Raw genomic sequence first — 19364 nt, 5'->3', positions numbered from 1 at the left:
AAGTGTTGACACATTTTCAACTCTATCTATAATAGCGCCCCACAACAACGCAGCAATGCAATGTTGTTTAGATGTGGGTGATTAGCTCAGTTGGGAGAGCATCGCCCTTACAAGGCGAGGGTCACTGGTTCAAGTCCAGTATCACCCACCACTTTTTAATTAAAGTGTTCACATCTAAATTCTATATGAGTCGTTAGCTCAGTTAGAAAAAGAGCATCACCGTTACCTACAAGCCACGGCGAAGTTCACTGGTTAAAATCCAGTGCTATTTATTTTAATAGTAGCGTTTTAATTTACATGTGGGTGATTAGCTCAGTTGGGAGAGCATCGCCCTTACAAGGCGAGGGTCACTGGTTCAAGTCCAGTATCACCCACCACATATAAAACCTGTTATTATATAATAGTCGCGTTTTAAAATTGTTATATGGGTCGTTAGCTCAGTTACAAGAAAAGAGAGCATCACCGCCTTTATAAAAGATGGCGAAGTTCACTGGTTAAAGTCCAGTACTATCTAGGTAGTAGCATGTAATATGGGTCGTTAGCTCAGTTGGGAGAGCATCGCCCTTACAAGGCGAGGGTCACTGGTTCAAGTCCAGTACGACCCACCATTTTTTAAGTGGTGCATATTACAGGTCGTTAGCTCAGTTAGAAAAAAGAGAGCATAACCGCTATTTACAAGTAACGGAGAGGTTCACTGGTTAAAGTCCAGTACTATTTATCTTAATAGTAGCGTTTTAATTTATATGTGGGTGATTAGCTCAGTTGGGAGAGCATCGCCCTTACAAGGCGAGGGTCACTGGTTCAAGTCCAGTATCACCCACCACATATAAACCTATTATTATGTTAATAGTCGCGTTTTAAAATTTAATATGGGTCGTTAGCTCAGTTGGGAGAGCATCGCCCTTACAAGGCGAGGGTCACTGGTTCAAGTCCAGTACGACCCACCATTCCTAGAATGGTGCATATTAAAATGTAATTTGGGTGATTAGCTCAGTTGGGAGAGCATCGCCCTTACAAGGCGAGGGTCACTGGTTCAAGTCCAGTATCACCCACCAAATTACATCAAGCGGTTAATTGATAACAAAGAATTAAATAACAGGCATACCTATTATATGTGGGTGATTAGCTCAGTTGGGAGAGCATCGCCCTTACAAGGCGAGGGTCACTGGTTCAAGTCCAGTATCACCCACCACATATAAGTACTATTAGATAACTCCTTTAATAATAACTTCTCTAGTAATAACTCTTTCTTCCCATATTAAATACATTTAAGAACTTTATAAAAACTCAATATATAAGTCGTATGTAATTAACTTAGCCGTAAGAAAAAGAGCATCGCCACCCTTTACAAATAATGGCGAGGGTCACAGGTATCAAGCCAAGTAATCAACCATCACACATAAATCCCATTCGATAGTTTCTTTAAAAATATAAATTTTCATATCAAAACACTCATCATTTAATTATGTTATTTAGATCCTTGCTTTTATAGTTAGCAAAAACGTATTAGGAAAAGTTAAATACCTAATAAATACTGCTATCATTTGAATTTTCTTGTAAGCAGCTAAACTGTTGATTATAGTCAGTACTAAACATAATAACTGTTAAGCCAATGCCAACTAAGATTTATTCAAAAGCAAAAATACTTATAGTCGAGGAGCAACCACTTGCTCAAAGCTATATGAAACAATCGTTAGAAAGGCTTGGCTTTCAGCAATTGCACTTCGCTGATCATGCAAACTCAGCAAAAGAGCAGTGTTTAAGTGAAGAATTTGATTTGATCGTTTGTTCATTTAATTTAAGCAAACAACAAGACGGCTACCAACTTTACGAAGAGTTACGTGTTAAGCACCTCATAAAAAGCTCTACAGGCTTCATTTTTATATCTGCTGAAACAAATGGCTCGCTAGTTCATAGTGTTCTTGAGTTACAACCTGATGATTTTTTAGTGAAACCTTTTACCGTTCAGGAACTACAAGTACGTATTGAGCGTATTTTAAGACGCAAACACGATTTGCAAACGGTTTATACTCTAATTGATGATGGTAACGATTCAAAAGCAATTAAATACATCGACACCGTTCTAAATAAAAAAAACAATAGTTATAGCCCTATCTTACTGCGTTTAAAAGGTGATGCTCTTCTTCGTTTAAATCGCAGCGAAAATGCAAAAGACTTTTTTAAATCTGTTCTCGATATACAAAAATTTGCTTGGGCAAAAGTAGGTTTAGTAGAAGCACTTATAGCAAATAATGAACATATTTTAGCTCAGCGTATGCTAAAAACGATGCTTGAACGACAAGAAACTCGATTAGTTGCGCTTGATTTACTCGGCCGTTTAGAAATAAAACTTAATCAGTTTGAACTAGCGCAAAGTTTTTTAAGCCAAGCAGCCGACATTGCACCGCGAAATATTTCACGCCAAAAATCACTAAGTAATGTGTCATTAATTAATCACGACTACGAAAAAAGCTACTTAACTCAAAAAGACATTGCAAGTTTTGCAAAGCACTCAATACATGACCACCCCGATGTGTATTTAAATGCTGCACGTGCCGGTATCGACTTTGCATTAACAACAGATCAAACAGATCAAATACAGAGAATATCTAGACAAACTAATCAATATATAAGCGATTTAAAAAAGCAGTTTCCTAACAATGCCAATCAAGCTCAAATTGATGTGCTTAACGCACGGCTTCATTATTTAAAAGATGAGCATAAAAAAGCGAAAAAACTCATTGAGCAACTCGAAGATGATGATACACATATTCGCTCTGTCGATGGTGCACTTGATAAAGCGAAAGCGTTCCATGAGCTGGGCTTTCATCAAAAAGCGCAAACTCTCTTCACTCAAATTATTGGACACTGTGAACGCCATCCAAGTGTTAGCGACACAACTTACTTACGTTATATCCAGCAACAGCAAAGTGAGCGACGCGATATTAAAATGGGGCCAAAGGAGCTCAACAACCATGCTGTTACTCAATTTAATAGAGGACAGTTAAACACTGCACTTGAAGCTTTTACGCAAGCATTTAGGGTTATGCCTCGTAATCAGAGTATTGCGCTTAATTTATTGCAGTGTTTATTTGATTCCACTAAGCAACACAATGGCTCATTTAACCTTGAACTTGCTAAAAAATGCTACGCCTTACTTACCAAAACTCAATTACCAGCAGATCAGACGCAGCGGTTAGATAAAATTTTGCACATAGCAAAAGAAATGAATTTAGATATTGGAAGTTAAAGCTTTTTCATTGATGCCGCATTAACGCAATAGCGTAGACCGGTCGGTAATGGACCATCAGGGAAAATATGGCCTAAATGTGAATCACACACGTTGCAAACCACCTCTATGCGCTCCATACCATGACTTGTATCACTTACGTAGCCAATTGCTTCAATTGTCGCCGGTTGTGTAAATGACGGCCAACCAGTGCCACTATCGAACTTTTCATCTGCATCAAACAATAAATTATCGCAGCAAATACACACATACTTACCAGGTTCCAATAATGTGCAACTACCAGAACTACTTGGACGTTCGGTTCCCTTTTTACGTGTTATGTAATACTCATCTTCTGATAGTTGCATCCGCCACTGCTCGTCCGTTTTGACTACTTTTTTACTTGGAGTAGGATTGCCGTTGGTGGCAAAGTTAATAACATCATTCCACTTCAACATGATAACCTCATTGAATAGTTAATTAACCGTACTTAATAAAATTATAAAAAGTACGGTTAGTTATTACGTTATTGAATACACTAAAGATCAGCTAAAGAGTGTTGACCGTTTAAAACTAAAACTTGTTCAGTTTTAAGGTGATTTTCCTAGCTAAAGGTAATATTTTGTTTTTCTGAGTCGGTAAATATTCGTTTAATAAAACTATCTAGTTCTGCTTTTTTTGCAGGTAAGCTAACACTCATTTGGCGCTCGTTATTACTGTAAATTATTAGCTCGTCATCCTTCGTCGTTATGCGTTCAATACTCTCAATTACTAACCAATCTGGACCGTGCTTTTTATCAAAAAAACCCATTAAACTAAAAAGTAATAAGTGTTGGGCGTCTCGCTGAATAAAATCCTCTAACCGGTTTCTTGATTTAAATAGAGGCGTTAGCCTATAAACGCTTGAGCAAAAAACAAATACCCATAAACCAAATAACGCTTTAAACCACATAAATTCTAAAAGCTCAGTGCTAATCATTAAAATAATAAGCACTAACCCTATTAACGATATAGCTATCGCTATTTTTTTATTTACAGCGTCCACAACTAATCCCTTTTAAGTCGCTTTTTTTCTTCTGATGCTTTTTCTGTCGGCTCAGGCCAATCATTAAAAAAAACGGTTAAATAACGGCTTTTCACCAAATACCACAATACCCATAAAACAATCATCATTTGTACTGCTAAAAATGATGAAAATCGATAATGGCTATGCGCGGCTTGAATACTTAACCATGTTAAATCAACGACAGCACATAAAATAAGAGGCCAGCGCATATGTCGCCATACTTTTGCTAACCTGTCGCTCGCACTGTGGGAGTCTCGCGGCCGACGTAAACAAAATAAAATAGTCGGTATTATTGCAATACTTCCAATTGCTATTGCGATAAAAAAATCATTTTTATTTTTAAAAAATAACGACATTAAATCCAGTTCAGGCCTGCGGCTTAAAGCCGCAATAACCCAAATAAAATAGCCACGTAAAAGCACCAGCAAACTTAAATGAAATGCTATAGGTGTACGGTAACTTCCGTACTTATCCCAGTATTCTGGCCCATATCGGCTCATTGTCGTTTTCCTAGCCATTATGCTTTTTAAGCAGCTCAATTAATTCATCTTCCGTGAGTATGTCGATACCTAAATCTTGCGCTTTAGTTAGTTTTGAACCTGCTTTTTCACCTGCGACTAACGCATCTGTTTTAGCCGATACGCTACCCGAGACTTTAGCACCTAATTGCTGCAAGCGAGCTTTAGCATCATTACGGTTAAGTGTATTAAGCGTGCCGGTAAGTACATATGTAAGTCCTGCGAGTGGTTGCTCTTCCTCAGAAGGCGCACTTAACGCTGGCCAATTTACGCCTTGCTCTATTAATGCGTTTACTACCGCTAAATTATGCTCTTCAGCAAAAAAACCGCGAACATGCGCTGCAACTATTTCACCGACATCACTTACCTGCGTTAAACTATCAATGCTGGCATTAATTACATTTTCAAGGGTTAAAAAGTGATTAGCTAAATTTTGTGCTGTCGCTTCCCCCGCTTCACGAATACCTAGTGAGTATAAAAACTTAGCGAGCGTAGTGCCTTTAGCTTCATCAAGTGCTGTTACTAAGTTTTTAGCTGACTTAGGTCCCATACGTTCAAGTGATTCAAAATGCCCTTGTTTTAAAACGAATAGATCAGCGGGCGTTTTTATAAGCTCTCTATCTACAAGTTGATCAACAATCTTATCGCCAAGGCCATCTATGTCTAGCGCTTTTCGTGAAGCAAAATGTTTTATCGCTTGTTTGCGTTGTGCAGGACACACAAGCCCGCCAGTACAACGGGCTACAGCTTCACCTTCCACTTTTTCAATATGCGAATCACAAATCGGACAAGTCACTGGAAATTCAATATCTCTAGCATCATCAGGACGGCGTTCAAGTACAACTTGTGTTATTTGCGGGATTACATCTCCTGCGCGACGAATAATAACCGTGTCGCCTACTTTTACACCTAAACGTGCAATTTCATCGCTATTATGAAGTGTTGCATTTGATACGGTTACACCACCGACAAAAACAGGCTCTAAACGCGCAACTGGCGTAATTGCCCCTGTGCGCCCTACTTGAAAATCAACATCAAGTAATTGAGTTATTTCTTCTTGCGCCGGAAACTTATAAGCAATAGCCCAACGAGGAGCACGTGCTACAAAGCCTAAACGCTCTTGTAAGGCCTTTTGGTTTATTTTGATTACTACGCCATCAATTTCATATTTAAGCTCGCTACGGCGCGTTAAAATATCGCTGTAGTACTCAAGCGCGGCTTTTGGACCTTCAACTAATTTTGTTTCTGGGCACAGTGGCAACCCCCAGTCAGTCAGCTTTTCTAGTTGCTGATAGTGATCCTCTGGAATGCTGCCATCAGCAACAAGTCCAGTACTGTAAGCATAAAACATCAATGGGCGTTTAGCGGTAATTTTAGAGTCGAGTTGGCGTAAGCTACCTGCCGCTGCGTTACGCGGATTAACGAATACTTTGTCTCCACGTTTTTGCGCTTCCGAATTTAGTTTGTCAAAGCCGGCGCTGTTCATAAATACTTCGCCGCGCACTTCAAGCTCTTTTGGGTAATCGCCACGTAACTTAAGTGGTACATTACGAATTGTTTTTACATTCTGAGTAATGTTTTCACCGGTAAAACCATCACCTCGCGTAGCCGCTTGTACAAGTACACCATCACGATAAATAATTGATACAGCTAAACCATCAAGTTTTGGCTCACAACAAAAAGTAAGCTCATCGGTACTCATTAAACGCTCTTTTATACGGCGATTAAACGCAGTGAACTCTTCTTCACTAAAGGCGTTATCAAGTGAAAGCATGGGTACTTGATGCGCTACTTGCTCAAATTTACTCAGTGCTGCACCGCCTACTTTTTGTGTTGGGGAGTCGGCGGTTAAAAATTCAGGGTGCTCGGTTTCTAGTGCGCTTAGTTCGCGTAATAACCTATCGTATTCAGAGTCAGGAATACTGGGGGTATCAAGCACATAATAGTTATAATTGTGTTGCTCTAATGTAGTACGAAGATGATTAACTTGCTCACTAATGCTGCTAGACATTTAAACCTCAATAAACATAAAAAAAGCCACTTTGATGAATAATCATCCAGTGGCTTATAAAAATATAATATGTGCGCTATTTACGCTGAAAAAGAACGGACCTGCTCAACATACTGCCTGACGCGTTCTACGGTCATTTCATTTCGCTCTGCATCTAAAATTTGCGCACCAAACTCGTCAGCTAACTTTTTAGCTGCACTGTGCAACATGTTAAATGCAGCTAGGCCGTCACCGTCGCACGGCAATGTCATAAATAAGCTAACCCCTGCGGTACTAAACTGTTCCATATTATCAATATCAAACGTACCTGGGTTGTACATATTTACTAATCTAAATAATACAGGGCCTTGGCCTGCCGGATCTAAGTGGCGATTAAAAAAGCCTTCCTCAGAATATTTAAAACCTAACGTGTTAACGGCTGGTAATAATTTACTGCCCTGCATGCTAAGCCCTTCTGGCATTTGAATATGCACAATAACAAAGTCAGGCATTTGCGCAGATGATTTTTCATCATTTTGCTCTTTTGCTTCTAGATCATCAACTACTTCTAGGTCATCTTCAATGGGCACTGCTGGTACGCTTGTATCAATTTGTGGCTCATTCTCATCAAAGTTAAGCTCACCGAATTGTGGTTCATCACGTTCTTCTACCACAGGCTCTTTTAGCTCTGCCTCTGTAGGAAATGATTTAGATGAAGCTGGTGCACTTTCTTGCAATGGTTCAACCCGTTCGTTATTTAACACTTCTGGGCGGTCTTTTTTTCTAACAGACCACAATCCATGTATTAATAAACCACCAATGACAACTACACTGATAATGATTAAAACCCATCTTAATTGTTCGGCCATCCCCTCACCTTTTATTATTTGATATGCCTAAAACCTGTATATTAATGAAAAACTAATACACTTGTTATAAAAATTTATGCGTGTGCAAGTTGCACAGCTTGTTCTATATCTACAGCAACCATACGCGATACGCCAGGTTCTGCCATAGTAACACCTGTTAATCTACCTGCCATTTCCATCGCAATTTTATTATGACTAATATAAATAAACTGCACTGATTGTGACATTTCTTCAACCAAACGGCAAAAACGCACAACGTTGGCATCATCTAGTGGTGCATCTACTTCGTCCAGCATACAGAAAGGAGCTGGATTGAGCCTGAATATAGAAAACACTAATGATAATGCGGTCAGCGCTTTTTCTCCACCACTTAACAAATGAATTGTTGAATTTTTCTTACCCGGTGGTCGTGCCATTATACTAACACCACTTTCGAGTAAATCGTCACTGGTTAATTCTAAATACGCACTGCCACCACCAAAAACTTTAGGAAATAGCTCAGCAAAGTCTTCGTTAACTTGATCGAACGTCGCTTTAAAGCGTGTTTTGGTCTCAATATCAATTTTACGAATAGCACCTTCAAGGGTATTTAACGCTTTTGTTAAATCATCTAATTGATTATCAAGATAATCACTACGAGCTTTGGCTAAATCAAACTCTTCTATTGCCGCTAAGTTTACTGCACCTAATTTATCTAACTGATTAGTAAATCCGGTTAACTGATTTTGCGCTGCGCTCAAATTTAATGAATCTGGTAATTCATCAAGTATCGCTTTTAAGCTTTGTTTTAATTCTTCTAATGGTTCAAGCGCAGCTTGTGCTTTTATCAGTAAGCTTTGCTCTTCAATTGTTAGCTTTTGGTGCTGCTGTTGCAAGCCCACCAGCTCACCTTGTGAATTTTTAAGGCTTACTTGCTTAGTGTTTAAGCTTTCTTTGGCCTGAGCTAATTCTTTTTGTAGCAATACTAATGCCTGCTCACCTTTTTGATGCTGTGCTAAGAGCTGCGTAATTTTATCGCTAAGTTCTTGCTCTGGTATCAGCAGCTCTTCTATTTCACTAAGTAGTTCTTGCGCACCTTCTGATGCACTAACGTGCTCTTGCTCTGCATGGCTCAATTTGGTTTGGCTTAACTGCCATTCACTGCGTGCCTTTTGCTCTGATAGCGTTGCCTTATGTGCTTGTGTTTTATATTGCTCAAGCATGCTTAATGCTTCGCTATAACTTTTATCACTTTGTGAGCGCAAGCTATTTGCAGCGTCTACTTCATCCGCTAAGTTAAGTTGCTGCTCATTTAACACTTCAAATTGCTCTGTTTGCTCACCAAGCACGGTATTTAATTGTAAAAGCGCAGTGGTTAATTGCTGTTTTTGTTGTTGTAGCTTTTCTAGTTGTAACTTAAATTGTGCTACTTGCTGCACAAGCATGTCGCTGCGCGTACTGGCTACCGCTATATTTTGCGCAAGCTCATGTATGGCTTCTTTTAGCTCGCTTTGCTCGTTAATTAATTTTATTTGCTCAGCTGTATGTTCGTCACGAGTGTGTGTTACTTGTTGTAACTCTTCCTCGGTATTATTTAATTGCTGAGCTTTATCTTGCAATTGCTTATGCTTTAACAGTAATGAGTTTTCTGCATTACATTCGGCACTTACATGCCAATTACGACCATATAGAGCACCGTTTTTATCCATAACGGCTGTATAAAAACTATCTTTTAGTATTGCTAAATCACCGCTCTTGCTATAAGCAATACGTGCTAAATGCTCTGGATAAACACCGCTTGTTATATATGTAGCTAAGCTATTTGTTGGCATGCTTTTATCACTATTTGGCCACACACTGTTATCAGCTTGCTGCTCACTTACATTTAAATGCTCTAAAGATTTAAGTGCTTGCTCTATCAGAAGCTCAAAGCCCTCTTTAACACTTAGCTGATTAAACAAACCATTAGTACGTTCACTTTTTTCATCAAGCCCTAATGTACTTTTAAGCCCCGTTATACTGGCTTTTAACTCGTTTATTGTTTGAGTGAGCGTCGAATATTGTGTTTGTGAGTTATTAACAAGCTCATTTTGCATTTCAAGCTTAGCAGTGCACTTCGTATGTGCTGTTTGTTTAGCGGCAAGTTCTTGAGTTAAGGTTTGTGTTTGCTGTTTTTGCTGCGTTAATTGCTGCTCTACATCACTACTTTGTAGCTCGCTAAGCTGAACAGTTAACTGATCAATTTGCTCGTTAACATGATCAATTTGCTGCTGAGTTTGTTTAATGTGACTACCATGTAGTTGCACATTATTATTAAGTTGTTGCTGTTGCTCACACAAAGCTTGCCAATGAGTATGGTGGCGCTGCTTAAGTGCTAATAATTCCTCAAGTTCATGCGTTAACCCACTAACTTGCTCTTCACATATTAAGGCATTTTCACTTGCCTCTTGCAGGGCTTCGTTGAGTTGCTCGCACACAATTTGCTGCTGCGATTTCACCTCAGCACTTTGAATTTGGCGTTGCTGTAATTTAATTAAACTTTGTTTAAGCGTTTGGGTTTGCTGCTTTACATTGATTTGTTGTTGCTCAGCGCGAGTAAGCTCTGTGTGTATTACATGTTGCTGATGCTGTGCATCGCTTAGTTTATCTTGCTGAGCTTGTACTTGCCCTTCTAAGCTTGCAAGTACATCGTCATGCCCTGAGTTAGCGGTTTTAAAAAACAAAATTTGATCATTAAGTTTTTTAATTTGGGCACTTTTTTCAAGTTGCTGCTGATGTAACTTTTGCCATTTTAAAACCGCAATTTGGCCTTTTAGCGTGCGTTCTTGTGCTTTTAATTCGCGGTATTTTTTTGCATCAACCGACTGCACAGCCAATTTATCGAGCTGGCTTTGTAGTTCTTTACGCACATCTAACAAGCGTTCAAGATTTTCGCGAGTGCTTTTTATACGAGTTTGTGTTTCGCGGCGACGCTCTTTGTATTTAGAAACGCCAGCGGCTTCTTCTAAAAATACGCGCAGCTCTTGTGGTTTACTCTCTATTAAGCGCGAGATCATCCCTTGCTCAATAATTGCGTAACTACGCGGACCAAGGCCAGTGCCTAAAAATATATCGGTAATATCACGTTTACGGCATTTACTGCCATTTAAAAAATACAGTGACTGTCCGTCGCGCGTTACTAAACGCTTAATAGCAATTTGGTTTCGATCGGCAAATGTGTTTGAAGGACTTCCTTTATCGTTATCAAAAACAAGCTCTACAGAGGCTTGTGATATGGCTTTACGATTAGTTGAGCCATTAAAAATAACGTCGGTCATGGCGTCGCCACGCAGATTTTTAGCAGAGCTTTCACCTAGCACCCATCGTACTGCATCAATAACGTTAGATTTGCCACAGCCATTGGGGCCAACAACACACGTCATTTGATCAGGAAATGGAATTTTAGTGGGCTCTACAAACGATTTAAAGCCCGCTAATTTAATAGTGCTTAAGCGCATCTTATTGTTATTACCGATTATTATTGTTATTGATTACAAACAATTTAACTCATTAACAGTTAAATTGTTAAGCTTGTCGTTTAAAATTATCTAAAATAATACCGGTCGCCATTGCCACATTAAGCGACTCTGCACCGCCAAAAGCGGGAATGGTGATTTTATCGGTCACTAACTTTGCACATGTCTCGCGTATTCCATGCGACTCACTGCCCATTAGTAAAACGCCTGAGCCCGTAAATTGGGTTTTATGCACGCTTTGCCCATCTAAAAAAGCACCGTAAACAGGTAAATTTAAAGACTGTAAGTAATCAGGTAAATCTACTTGGCTTACCGATACCCTTACAAACGAGCCCATTGTAGCGCTAATTGTTTTAGGGTTGTAAGGGTCTGCGCTGTCGGTGCTAGTTACTATATGTTTAATACCGTACCAATCAGCTACTCTAATTATTGTGCCTAAGTTACCGGGGTCTGATACGCCATCAAGTGCGAGTATTAAGCCATTTGCGTGTGGTAAAGCCGCCGTTGGCATATCAACAATAGCAATGGCTGCATTATTGCTAACTAGCGTGCTGGCTTTGGTGAGGGCTTCTTCATCCGCTTCAATAAAATTAGCGTGCGGATACTTACCTTGGTACGCATTTATAAATTCGTTTGTAGCAAAAATATTAACCACATTTAATGGGCTGTTTAATAACTCAAGTACGTTTTTCTCACCCTGTACAAGGTATTGATTATATTGCTTTCGGTACTTTTTTTGGCCAAGTTGGCGAATAAGTTTGAGTTGGTTTTTTGAAATCATAACAGCCCCATAAAATTATCCAGCAAGTATAACAGATTTCGTTATAACATCTGAACTCGAAAAGCAGCGAATGGGGCTAATTTATCTTACTCGCACTTCTTTCGAAGGTCAGATTAATTCGAATAAACATGCCTTTTATTGCCTCTAATTGATTTGAATCGTCAACCGTCTGAGCCAATTCCTCATAAAGATTATCTGACGCTTGCTTAAACTTATTATTAAACTTGCCCTTGGTTGCCAACATAAATGCATCGGCTAATGTACGCTGCCACTCATTTAAATACTTTAGCTTTGTATTACCAGCCAAATTTTCACAAATTGAGTTTAATCGAACCGACGCATGCCCTAAATTTAGAGCGGTTAGTGCAAGATCAGTAATTACGCGTGAGTGTGAACCTTGATCGTAATTAGTTAAGCGAATTAACCTATCGGCCATGCGGCGGTTATACCAAATACTTGGGGTTGGATGGTTATTTATTTCGAGTAAATCTTTATAAGTGGCCTTAAAAACACGATGAACAAGTAATTGCACACTCGGGCCTGTGAATAACTGAAAAATCCAAAATAAAATACTCACCCCCGCAAAAATTGCCATTGCAGAGCTAAGTGTGTAATCGATTGAAAACGCAAGGCTCATATCGGTACTGGGTCTTACCAAAATCGTAAATGGGATACAAAACCCCAAGCCATATGGCAATGTTTGTTGATCAGCTAGCAGCAGTAAACCCAAAAAATAAGGCCCTGCTAATACAAGTAGCAATATTTCTAATTGCCCACCACTTTGTGATAATAAATTGAGTGCGTAAAAAATAGTTACAATAGCAGCAACCACCACGCCTACCAATAAACGCTTTATTACCACCTGTAAAATAGCTAACGGTATTCTCGCCAACATTATCGAAAATATGACCGGTAAAATCATAATTAATAATGCAGCAGAAGAGCCTGTATTAATCCAAATAAATGCGCCGATAGAAAACACCAAAGCAGTTCTAAATCCAACAATAATGCCAGCTAATGGGTCACGATATGTAAGCATACTCGGTGCATTTAATAATGTTTTATCACGCTCTTCTAACGCTCTGTATGCGCGTAGTAAAATTGTTAAGTCGGCTGCTACTTCTAAGCTCACATTGAGCATGTGAGATTCAAATGGCGAATCACACACCGTATTTGCTCTATAGTCGGTTAGCTCTTTACGCAGCGTTTTAACTTGTTCGGCGCAGTAATCAAAATCGTCAGACTCTTTAATTTGCGCAAATACCCGCTTAAGTTGAGTTATTAATTTATCTAAAGTAGGTGTAATAAGATCTTCGTGGTTTCGCTGTAGACGGCCAATTATTTGAATTAAGGCCAATAAAGAAAGTACTTTTTGCGACAACTGATTTGCAGCACGCGAGCGCCCTGGACCTTTTGGTCCTTCGTACCTTACTGCGCTGGAATCTTCGTTTATTGATCCCAATGTTGCCATAATGCCATCTATTTGCTGATGGCGATTTTCGTGCGAGCCCTTAGAATCAAGCTCAATAACTAAATAATGTAACGTTTGATTTATAACTGACCGTGCTTGTACTTGCAGTAAATGTTTAACCTTTACAGGCCAAAATAGATGACTCACAAGCCCAGCACATACAGAACCTATTATTATTTCGCTTACTCGCGCTTGTGCAATATCAAATATACTTTGGCTGCTCACCATTGCCGGAGTAACCATGACTAAAAGTACAATAATAGCGGCTGTTACACCGGCCATAGCAAACGCATACACAAAGTTTGCTTGGCGTACCATTGCCGATAACGCAGAGTTTACCCCCAACCATAATGCAAGTGCACCGAGCGCTAAATAAGGGTAAAGAATTAGCTGAGTTAAAAGCAATATGCCAAATAAACCACCCACTATGGTGCCTATTATTTGGCAAATTGCTTTTTCAATAACTAATCCGCTTTGCGGGCGTAATTGCAAAAATATAGCCGAGACTAACGCCCAATAAGGCCTTTCAAGATTAAGCGACATAGCAATAGTCAGCGCCATCACCATGGCTATAACGCCCTTAGTCGCAAAAATAATTGCCTGTTTTTTAGGAAAAAACAAATTTTGTAATACAACGCCCACTGTATTCCCCTTAGCGCGTAGCGAGATGTATAGTGGCGGTCATTCCTGCGCTAAGCTGTGTATTTTCGGGCAATGAATCTAACTTAATATCAACAGGTATACGCTGTGATAAACGTACCCAATTAAATGTTTGTTGCACTTGCGGTAAAAGTTGTCCGTTACTTTGTGTATTCGTATTTGCAATTGCTTTACCTACACTCACTACATGCCCTGTTAATTGCTTACCACCACTTAAAAGGGCTATTTGAGCTTTTTGATCAGGATAAATAAGCGGTATTTTACTCTCTTCAAAGTAACCCGTTACATAAAATGAATCTGACTGAACAATAGCAAACACAGGTGTGCCTTGAGCTACATAGTTACCTTGGCGTAAATTCAGATTAATTATTTGCCCTGATGCAGGCGCAACAATTTTAGTTCTATCAACATTTAACTGCGCAATTGTTTGCTCTGTTTTAGCTAGGTTATAATTTGCTTCAGCAATTTTAGTATTAATACGAGTTGATTCTAAAGTTTCTTCACTAATTGCCTGTTGAGTGTTTAGCTCAACACGTCTTTCGTATTTGTGCTTGGCAAGTTCCCATGTATACAATGCGTTTTCTGTGTTTGCTTTACTTTTATCAAGCGCTGCTTGATAACGCTTTTTATCAACATTAAAAAGTACTTCGCCTTTTTGTACGTTTTGACCATCTTTAATATTTAAAGCAGTTACCCAACCCGACACGTCTGGAGCAACCGTGACAATATCGGCTCGAATACGCCCATCACGCGTCCATGGAGTATGCATGTAGTCAGTCCATACCCAACGCCCAGCAAAAACCGCGGCTATAACAACCAAGATAGTAAAAGTAATACGCAGATATTTAATCATTCAATTTATCTTCCACTTAGTAATACCAACCCGCAATAATACTTGAGTAATTTGAGGGCTTAAACCTGACGCTAACTGTGTTAAAAATTTCTGATATAGAACAACTAAATAACGAAGTTTTTGCCTTGTTATCGACACGGTTTTCTTGCCTCAAAATAGCTCACTTAATTAAACAGATTGGTATAAATAGACGGCGAGTGCCAAGTAACAAACAAATAGTGACACTTCAAACCAAGCCACTTTCCAAATACGATCGTGCCAATCTAATTGATGCAAAACAAAACGAGTCAACGCCGTTAAAATAAATGCAATTGGGAAGTAAACTATCAGCGGACTAAATTCTAATCCCCCTAACACGACTGCTTGAAACATAATAAATATCCTAATGTTATTTAAAGCGGTGATAAAAGCTGTAAAACCTAAATAAATTTACATCCCCACTACTATTACAGTCTATTATTTTGGCATATAAATCAATTGCGTTTATTGTACTTAGGTGTGCTTAATACATAATTAATGCCATTACATTTAAGCAGTATTAACTATGTATAGTAGCCAAATCGCATATTAAAAAGCTAAATACCTTAGTTGCTAGCTAAATAGGCAAATCAACGAGATTTATTTATAAAAAGTAGTGGATTAACTTAACTAAATACCTAAAAAACGTTTATTTGCAGCTACTTATAGGGAACTTAAATAATTATAAATATTGAATATTGCGCTAAAAATAGGTAAATTAACAAAAAAAATATGGACATAATTTTAATGGAATCAATACACCCTACCCTCTCTGAAACAAGCCCACCAATAAATGAGCCTGCTGAACCAATTTTTAGCGGAAAAGTGCAATTTAGTGGTAAAGGCGGTGAGTTTTTTGGAATTTGGATTGTAAATATATTACTTAGCGTTATTACGCTTGGCATATATTCAGCGTGGGCTAAAGTACGTACGCATCGCTATTTTTACGGCCACACTCGTATAGATGGTCATAGCTTTGACTACCTAGCAACACCAATACAAATTTTAAAAGGTCGGATTTTAGCGGTTGTTGTATTTTTTATTTACACATTCTCTATTAGCTTTTTGCCTATTTTGGGGCTGTTTATTGCTCTTGGTTTTATCTTTTTAATGCCATGGATTATTAATCAAGGTTTACGTTTTAATCTGCGTATGACGCGCCATCGTAATGTTCGTTTTACTTTTAAAGGCAATTACGGCGAAGCCTTTATTAACTTTATACTTTTGCCTATCGCCAGCATATTTACGCTTTATTTATTAATGCCTTATGTTATAAAACGTATTGATAGCTATATCCATAGCAATATTAGTTACGGTGACAAACCACTTACTGTAAACCTAAAAGGCGAAACCTATTACCTAACAGCGCTTATTTGTTTTGTAGTGAGCTCTATCACCATGGTGCTCTTTATGGGAATTTTAGGGTTATTTGGCCTCAACTTAATAGATGTTGAAAATCAACAAAATTTAGAAAACTCCGCTGCTATGGTTATGCTTCCTATCTTTATGATGATTGCCTATGTACTAATGATTGCCATTGTTTCTGCTGTATGGCACGCCGCTATTAGAAATCACATTTTTGATAACAGCCATTTTGAAGGCGTTGCCACATTTAAATCAGAGCTAAAACCAATTCCTTTCGCTGTTTTACTATTAACTAATATGTTGGCTATCGTATTTTCGCTAGGCCTTGCATACCCATGGACAAAAGTACGTACATCAAAAATGCTCGCTGATGTAACTAACGTCACTATTTATCCTGGTGCATTAAACCTAATCGATACCGCGCAAGAACAGCAATCATCATTTGCTGAAGAAGCTGCAAACGTATTTGATATTGACCTTTCTCTAACTTAAGAGCTCACTATGCATGTAAAGGGACATTTTTTTCCCATCGCATCGAGTAATTATCAGGTGTGTGTTGCAACTATTAGCGACACACACATTGAAATTATCAACGATGAACACGTTATAGCTCGCCACGCAATCTCAAGTCTTAATTTAAGTTCGGGAATGGCCGGACTTGCCGACGAACTAAACTTTGAAGATGGCAGTCGTTTTATCCCTCTTGATGTAAATTACAGATGGCCATTTAAAGAAAATAACCATCACATAATGGAGCGCCTTGAAAAAAGTAAATGGGTAATTTTAGCCGCAGTCATATTTACACCACTTTTTATGTGGTTAGTACTTTATAAAGCAGTACCCGCCATTGCTGTTTACAGTGTTGATACTCTGCCACGTAATGTTGTGGAACAAATGGGGGAGCAAAGCTTTACACTAATTAAAAAGATTGCGCTTGACCCAAGTGAGCTGCCCGCAGAGCAGCAAGCTAAAGTACAAGCACATTTTACAAGTATGCTTAATGCGTTATCGCTTGATCAATCGGTTTATAGATTATCGTTTTATAAATCAGGCAGCTTTGGTGCTAACGCGTTTGCACTACCCCATGGCCGTATCGTGGTCACCGATGATTTAGCAAATTTACTTGCCGATAAACCCAATGCACTAAAAGCGGTATTGCTACACGAAATGGGCCATGTAGTCCACCAGCATAGCGTACGCATTACAGCACAATCTGCCGCAAGTACTATTGTGTTAGCGGTTATATTTGGTGATTTAGAGGGGGTTGCAGAAGTTGCGTTAGGTACAGGTGCATCGTTTGCTCAGCAAGGGTTTTCACGAGATATGGAACGCGAGGCAGATACCTTTGCACTCACTCAATTAGAGTCGCTTGGGTATTCGAGTAATGACTTTGCTGATGCAATAGAAGCCCTGCAAGAAAGTCATACTAGCGAAAACGAGCACCTCGAAAAAGTGAATAACTTATTAGAGTACTTATCTAGCCACCCAAGTGCACAAGAGCGTATTGACAATGCTAGGAAATAATCGCGGTTATATTCAACTTGCTCGCTACAGTGAGTTTAAGTTGGATATACTAATTCAATTAACTATGGGGGCTATTTTAACGTTAAATAAATCATTTAGTAACTAGGCAAAAAACTTTGTGTTTAGTGGTTCTAAATAAAAGTTTTTTAACGACGTTAGTAATTGATTTAGATCGTTAAATTGTTCAAATAGTTATTTGGGTTAGTATCATTCACGGCTTTTTCCCAAAGCTTTATCACGTAGCTCCACTTGAAAAATTAATGACTGGCAGTGCTGGTTTTTCAGCAGAAGTGTCTGATTTAATTACACGTTCAGCGGGAGTCGGCGAAATTATATTTGGCTTGTGTTTATTTGTGTTTTATAAAAATAAACACCTAGTAATTTTAAATATTTTAGCATTAATTGGCCTTCTACTCGCTGTAGTTGCAGTGCAGCCACAATTGCTTATTGAAGCATTTAACCCTGTAACTACTAACCTGCCTCTTATTGGGCTAAGCGTTATTTGGTTAAAAGAAATTAAGCAGTTGAATAATCGATACCTCTAAATAAAAAAAGGGTATGCAAGCGCATACCCTTTTTTGTAGTACTTAAGTTATATAATTAGTACTTATTTTTATGCGTCCACAAATGCAGTAATTCGCTCGCAATGGTTGCTGCGGCAATAGCGGTAAGCTCACTTTGGTCGTACGAAGGTGATACTTCTACCACATCCATACCTACCATGTTTATGCCTTTAAGCGCACGCAGTACTTTAAGTACTTTATCTGACGTTAAACCACCACACACAGGAGTGCCTGTACCAGGCGCAAACGCAGGATCTAAACAATCTATATCAAACGTTAAGTAAACAGGTAGGTCTCCTACTCGCTCAAGTATTTGCGCTGCAATATCATTAGCATGTAAATCGTTGGCTTGCATTGCATCAATCACAGCAAACTCATGTTTACTTTGATCAAAGTCTGTACGGATACCTATTTGTATACTGTGCTCAACATCAATCAGCCCTTCCATTGGTGCATGATAAAACATAGTGCCGTGATCAAAACGCGAGCCATTGCTATAGGTATCGGTGTGCGCATCAAAATGCACTAACGCCATTTTGCCATGTATTTTTGCATGAGCACGTAATAGCGGAAGCGTTACAAAGTGATCGCCCCCTAAACCTAATAGTGTTTTACCTTGGCGAAGTATTTGATCAGCAGCCATTTCTAGTTGCGCAGTAAAATACTCAGGATCCCCGACAGGGTAAGTAAAGTCCCCTGCATCTGCCACTTTTAAGCGCTCAAACAACGGGAAAGTCCACGGATATTTAGTGTCTTCCCATGCTAAATGAACCGATGCACGACGAATTGCATCAGGGCCTAAGCGCGCACCAGGGCGGCCCGAGGTCGCTAAATCAAATGGTAAGCCTAAAACCACTACGTCTGCATCAATTGCATTAATGTTTTGCACCATAGGACGACGTAAAAACGTCATCCCATTTGAGTACAATGAGTGATCTGCGTGACCAAACAAAGTTGACATTG

The 19364-nt window shown here is 39.0% G+C and carries 15 protein-coding genes and 7 tRNA genes; 11 read left to right on the top strand and 11 right to left on the bottom strand.

What is annotated here, in order from left to right; translation table 11 throughout:
- The first annotated feature begins 75 nt into the window (after positions 1-75).
- The 8 genes from AOR04_RS06085 (at position 76) to AOR04_RS06050 (ending at position 3250) form a co-directional block, all read left to right on the top strand.
- Positions 76-151 (top strand) — tRNA-Val (locus AOR04_RS06085).
- Between the two features lie 150 nt (positions 152-301).
- Positions 302-377 (top strand) — tRNA-Val (locus tag AOR04_RS06080).
- A 155-nt stretch (positions 378-532) separates the two neighbouring features.
- Positions 533-608, top strand: a tRNA-Val gene (locus tag AOR04_RS06075).
- Between the two features lie 139 nt (positions 609-747).
- Positions 748-823: transfer RNA gene (locus tag AOR04_RS06070), tRNA-Val, on the top strand.
- Positions 824-871: 48 nt separating this feature from the next.
- Positions 872-947, top strand: a tRNA-Val gene (locus tag AOR04_RS06065).
- 32 nt (positions 948-979) lie between these two features.
- A tRNA-Val gene (locus tag AOR04_RS06060) sits at positions 980-1055 on the top strand.
- Between the two features lie 61 nt (positions 1056-1116).
- Positions 1117-1192: transfer RNA gene (locus tag AOR04_RS06055), tRNA-Val, on the top strand.
- A 420-nt stretch (positions 1193-1612) separates the two neighbouring features.
- On the top strand, positions 1613-3250 hold the full coding sequence (locus AOR04_RS06050) for a response regulator (RefSeq protein ID WP_096792776.1): 1638 nt from the start codon (positions 1613-1615) through the stop codon (positions 3248-3250).
- Here the strand turns inward: AOR04_RS06050 and msrB are convergent.
- The 10 genes from msrB to AOR04_RS06000 all read right to left on the bottom strand — a co-directional run bounded on the left by msrB (position 3247) and on the right by AOR04_RS06000 (position 15303).
- On the bottom strand, positions 3247-3687 hold the full coding sequence (gene msrB, locus AOR04_RS06045; RefSeq protein ID WP_007378087.1) for a peptide-methionine (R)-S-oxide reductase MsrB: 441 nt from the start codon (positions 3685-3687) through the stop codon (positions 3247-3249). The two genes, AOR04_RS06050 and msrB, sit on opposite strands and share 4 nt — an antisense overlap.
- A gap of 146 nt (positions 3688-3833) precedes the next feature.
- Positions 3834-4274 carry a hypothetical protein gene (locus AOR04_RS06040; RefSeq protein WP_007378088.1) on the bottom strand — a complete coding sequence of 147 codons (441 nt, stop codon included), beginning with the start codon at positions 4272-4274 and terminating at the stop codon, positions 3834-3836.
- A gap of 2 nt (positions 4275-4276) precedes the next feature.
- Positions 4277-4795, bottom strand: a complete 519-nt coding sequence (locus AOR04_RS06035) for a DUF2919 domain-containing protein (RefSeq protein ID WP_008138231.1) — start codon at positions 4793-4795, stop codon at positions 4277-4279.
- A 10-nt stretch (positions 4796-4805) separates the two neighbouring features.
- Positions 4806-6824, bottom strand: a complete 2019-nt coding sequence (gene ligA / locus AOR04_RS06030; protein ID WP_033040369.1) for an NAD-dependent DNA ligase LigA — start codon at positions 6822-6824, stop codon at positions 4806-4808.
- Positions 6825-6904: 80 nt separating this feature from the next.
- Positions 6905-7672 carry a cell division protein ZipA gene (gene zipA / locus AOR04_RS06025; protein ID WP_008138233.1) on the bottom strand — a complete coding sequence of 256 codons (768 nt, stop codon included), beginning with the start codon at positions 7670-7672 and terminating at the stop codon, positions 6905-6907.
- Positions 7673-7746: 74 nt separating this feature from the next.
- The gene (locus AOR04_RS06020; RefSeq protein WP_096792775.1) at positions 7747-11148 is read right to left on the bottom strand and encodes a chromosome segregation SMC family protein; all 3402 of its coding nucleotides are present in this window, start codon (positions 11146-11148) and stop codon (positions 7747-7749) included.
- Positions 11149-11215: 67 nt separating this feature from the next.
- Positions 11216-11947: an RNA methyltransferase gene (locus tag AOR04_RS06015; protein WP_096792774.1), complete on the bottom strand. Its 732-nt coding sequence runs from the start codon at positions 11945-11947 to the stop codon at positions 11216-11218.
- Positions 11948-12023: 76 nt separating this feature from the next.
- Positions 12024-14060 (bottom strand): FUSC family protein, encoded by a 2037-nt coding sequence (locus tag AOR04_RS06010; protein ID WP_096792773.1) that lies wholly within the window; start codon positions 14058-14060, stop codon positions 12024-12026.
- Positions 14061-14070: 10 nt separating this feature from the next.
- Positions 14071-14931 (bottom strand): efflux RND transporter periplasmic adaptor subunit, encoded by an 861-nt coding sequence (locus tag AOR04_RS06005; RefSeq protein WP_096792772.1) that lies wholly within the window; start codon positions 14929-14931, stop codon positions 14071-14073.
- A 168-nt stretch (positions 14932-15099) separates the two neighbouring features.
- Positions 15100-15303, bottom strand: a complete 204-nt coding sequence (locus AOR04_RS06000; RefSeq protein ID WP_096792771.1) for a DUF1656 domain-containing protein — start codon at positions 15301-15303, stop codon at positions 15100-15102.
- 393 nt (positions 15304-15696) lie between these two features.
- On the opposite strand from AOR04_RS06000, the gene AOR04_RS05995 reads away from it, so the two are divergent.
- From AOR04_RS05995 to AOR04_RS05985, 3 genes are all read left to right on the top strand, one after another.
- Positions 15697-16806, top strand: a complete 1110-nt coding sequence (locus AOR04_RS05995; protein ID WP_008138245.1) for a YjgN family protein — start codon at positions 15697-15699, stop codon at positions 16804-16806.
- A 9-nt stretch (positions 16807-16815) separates the two neighbouring features.
- Entirely contained in the window at positions 16816-17838 is a 1023-nt protein-coding gene (locus AOR04_RS05990; RefSeq protein WP_096792770.1) for a M48 family metallopeptidase, read from the top strand.
- Positions 17839-18017: 179 nt separating this feature from the next.
- A complete protein-coding gene (locus AOR04_RS05985; RefSeq protein ID WP_232525531.1) occupies positions 18018-18383 on the top strand; it encodes a DoxX-like family protein in 366 nt (121 codons plus the stop codon).
- A 55-nt stretch (positions 18384-18438) separates the two neighbouring features.
- On the opposite strand, the gene speB is transcribed toward AOR04_RS05985, so the two are convergent.
- Positions 18439-19362: an agmatinase gene (speB, locus tag AOR04_RS05980; RefSeq protein WP_024597470.1), complete on the bottom strand. Its 924-nt coding sequence runs from the start codon at positions 19360-19362 to the stop codon at positions 18439-18441.
- Positions 19363-19364 lie beyond the last annotated feature (2 nt).

This window comes from Pseudoalteromonas sp. 1_2015MBL_MicDiv, assembly GCF_002407505.1.
In the GTDB taxonomy this organism is placed as follows: domain Bacteria; phylum Pseudomonadota; class Gammaproteobacteria; order Enterobacterales; family Alteromonadaceae; genus Pseudoalteromonas; species Pseudoalteromonas fuliginea.
This window is presented reverse-complemented; position numbering and strand designations above follow the sequence as displayed.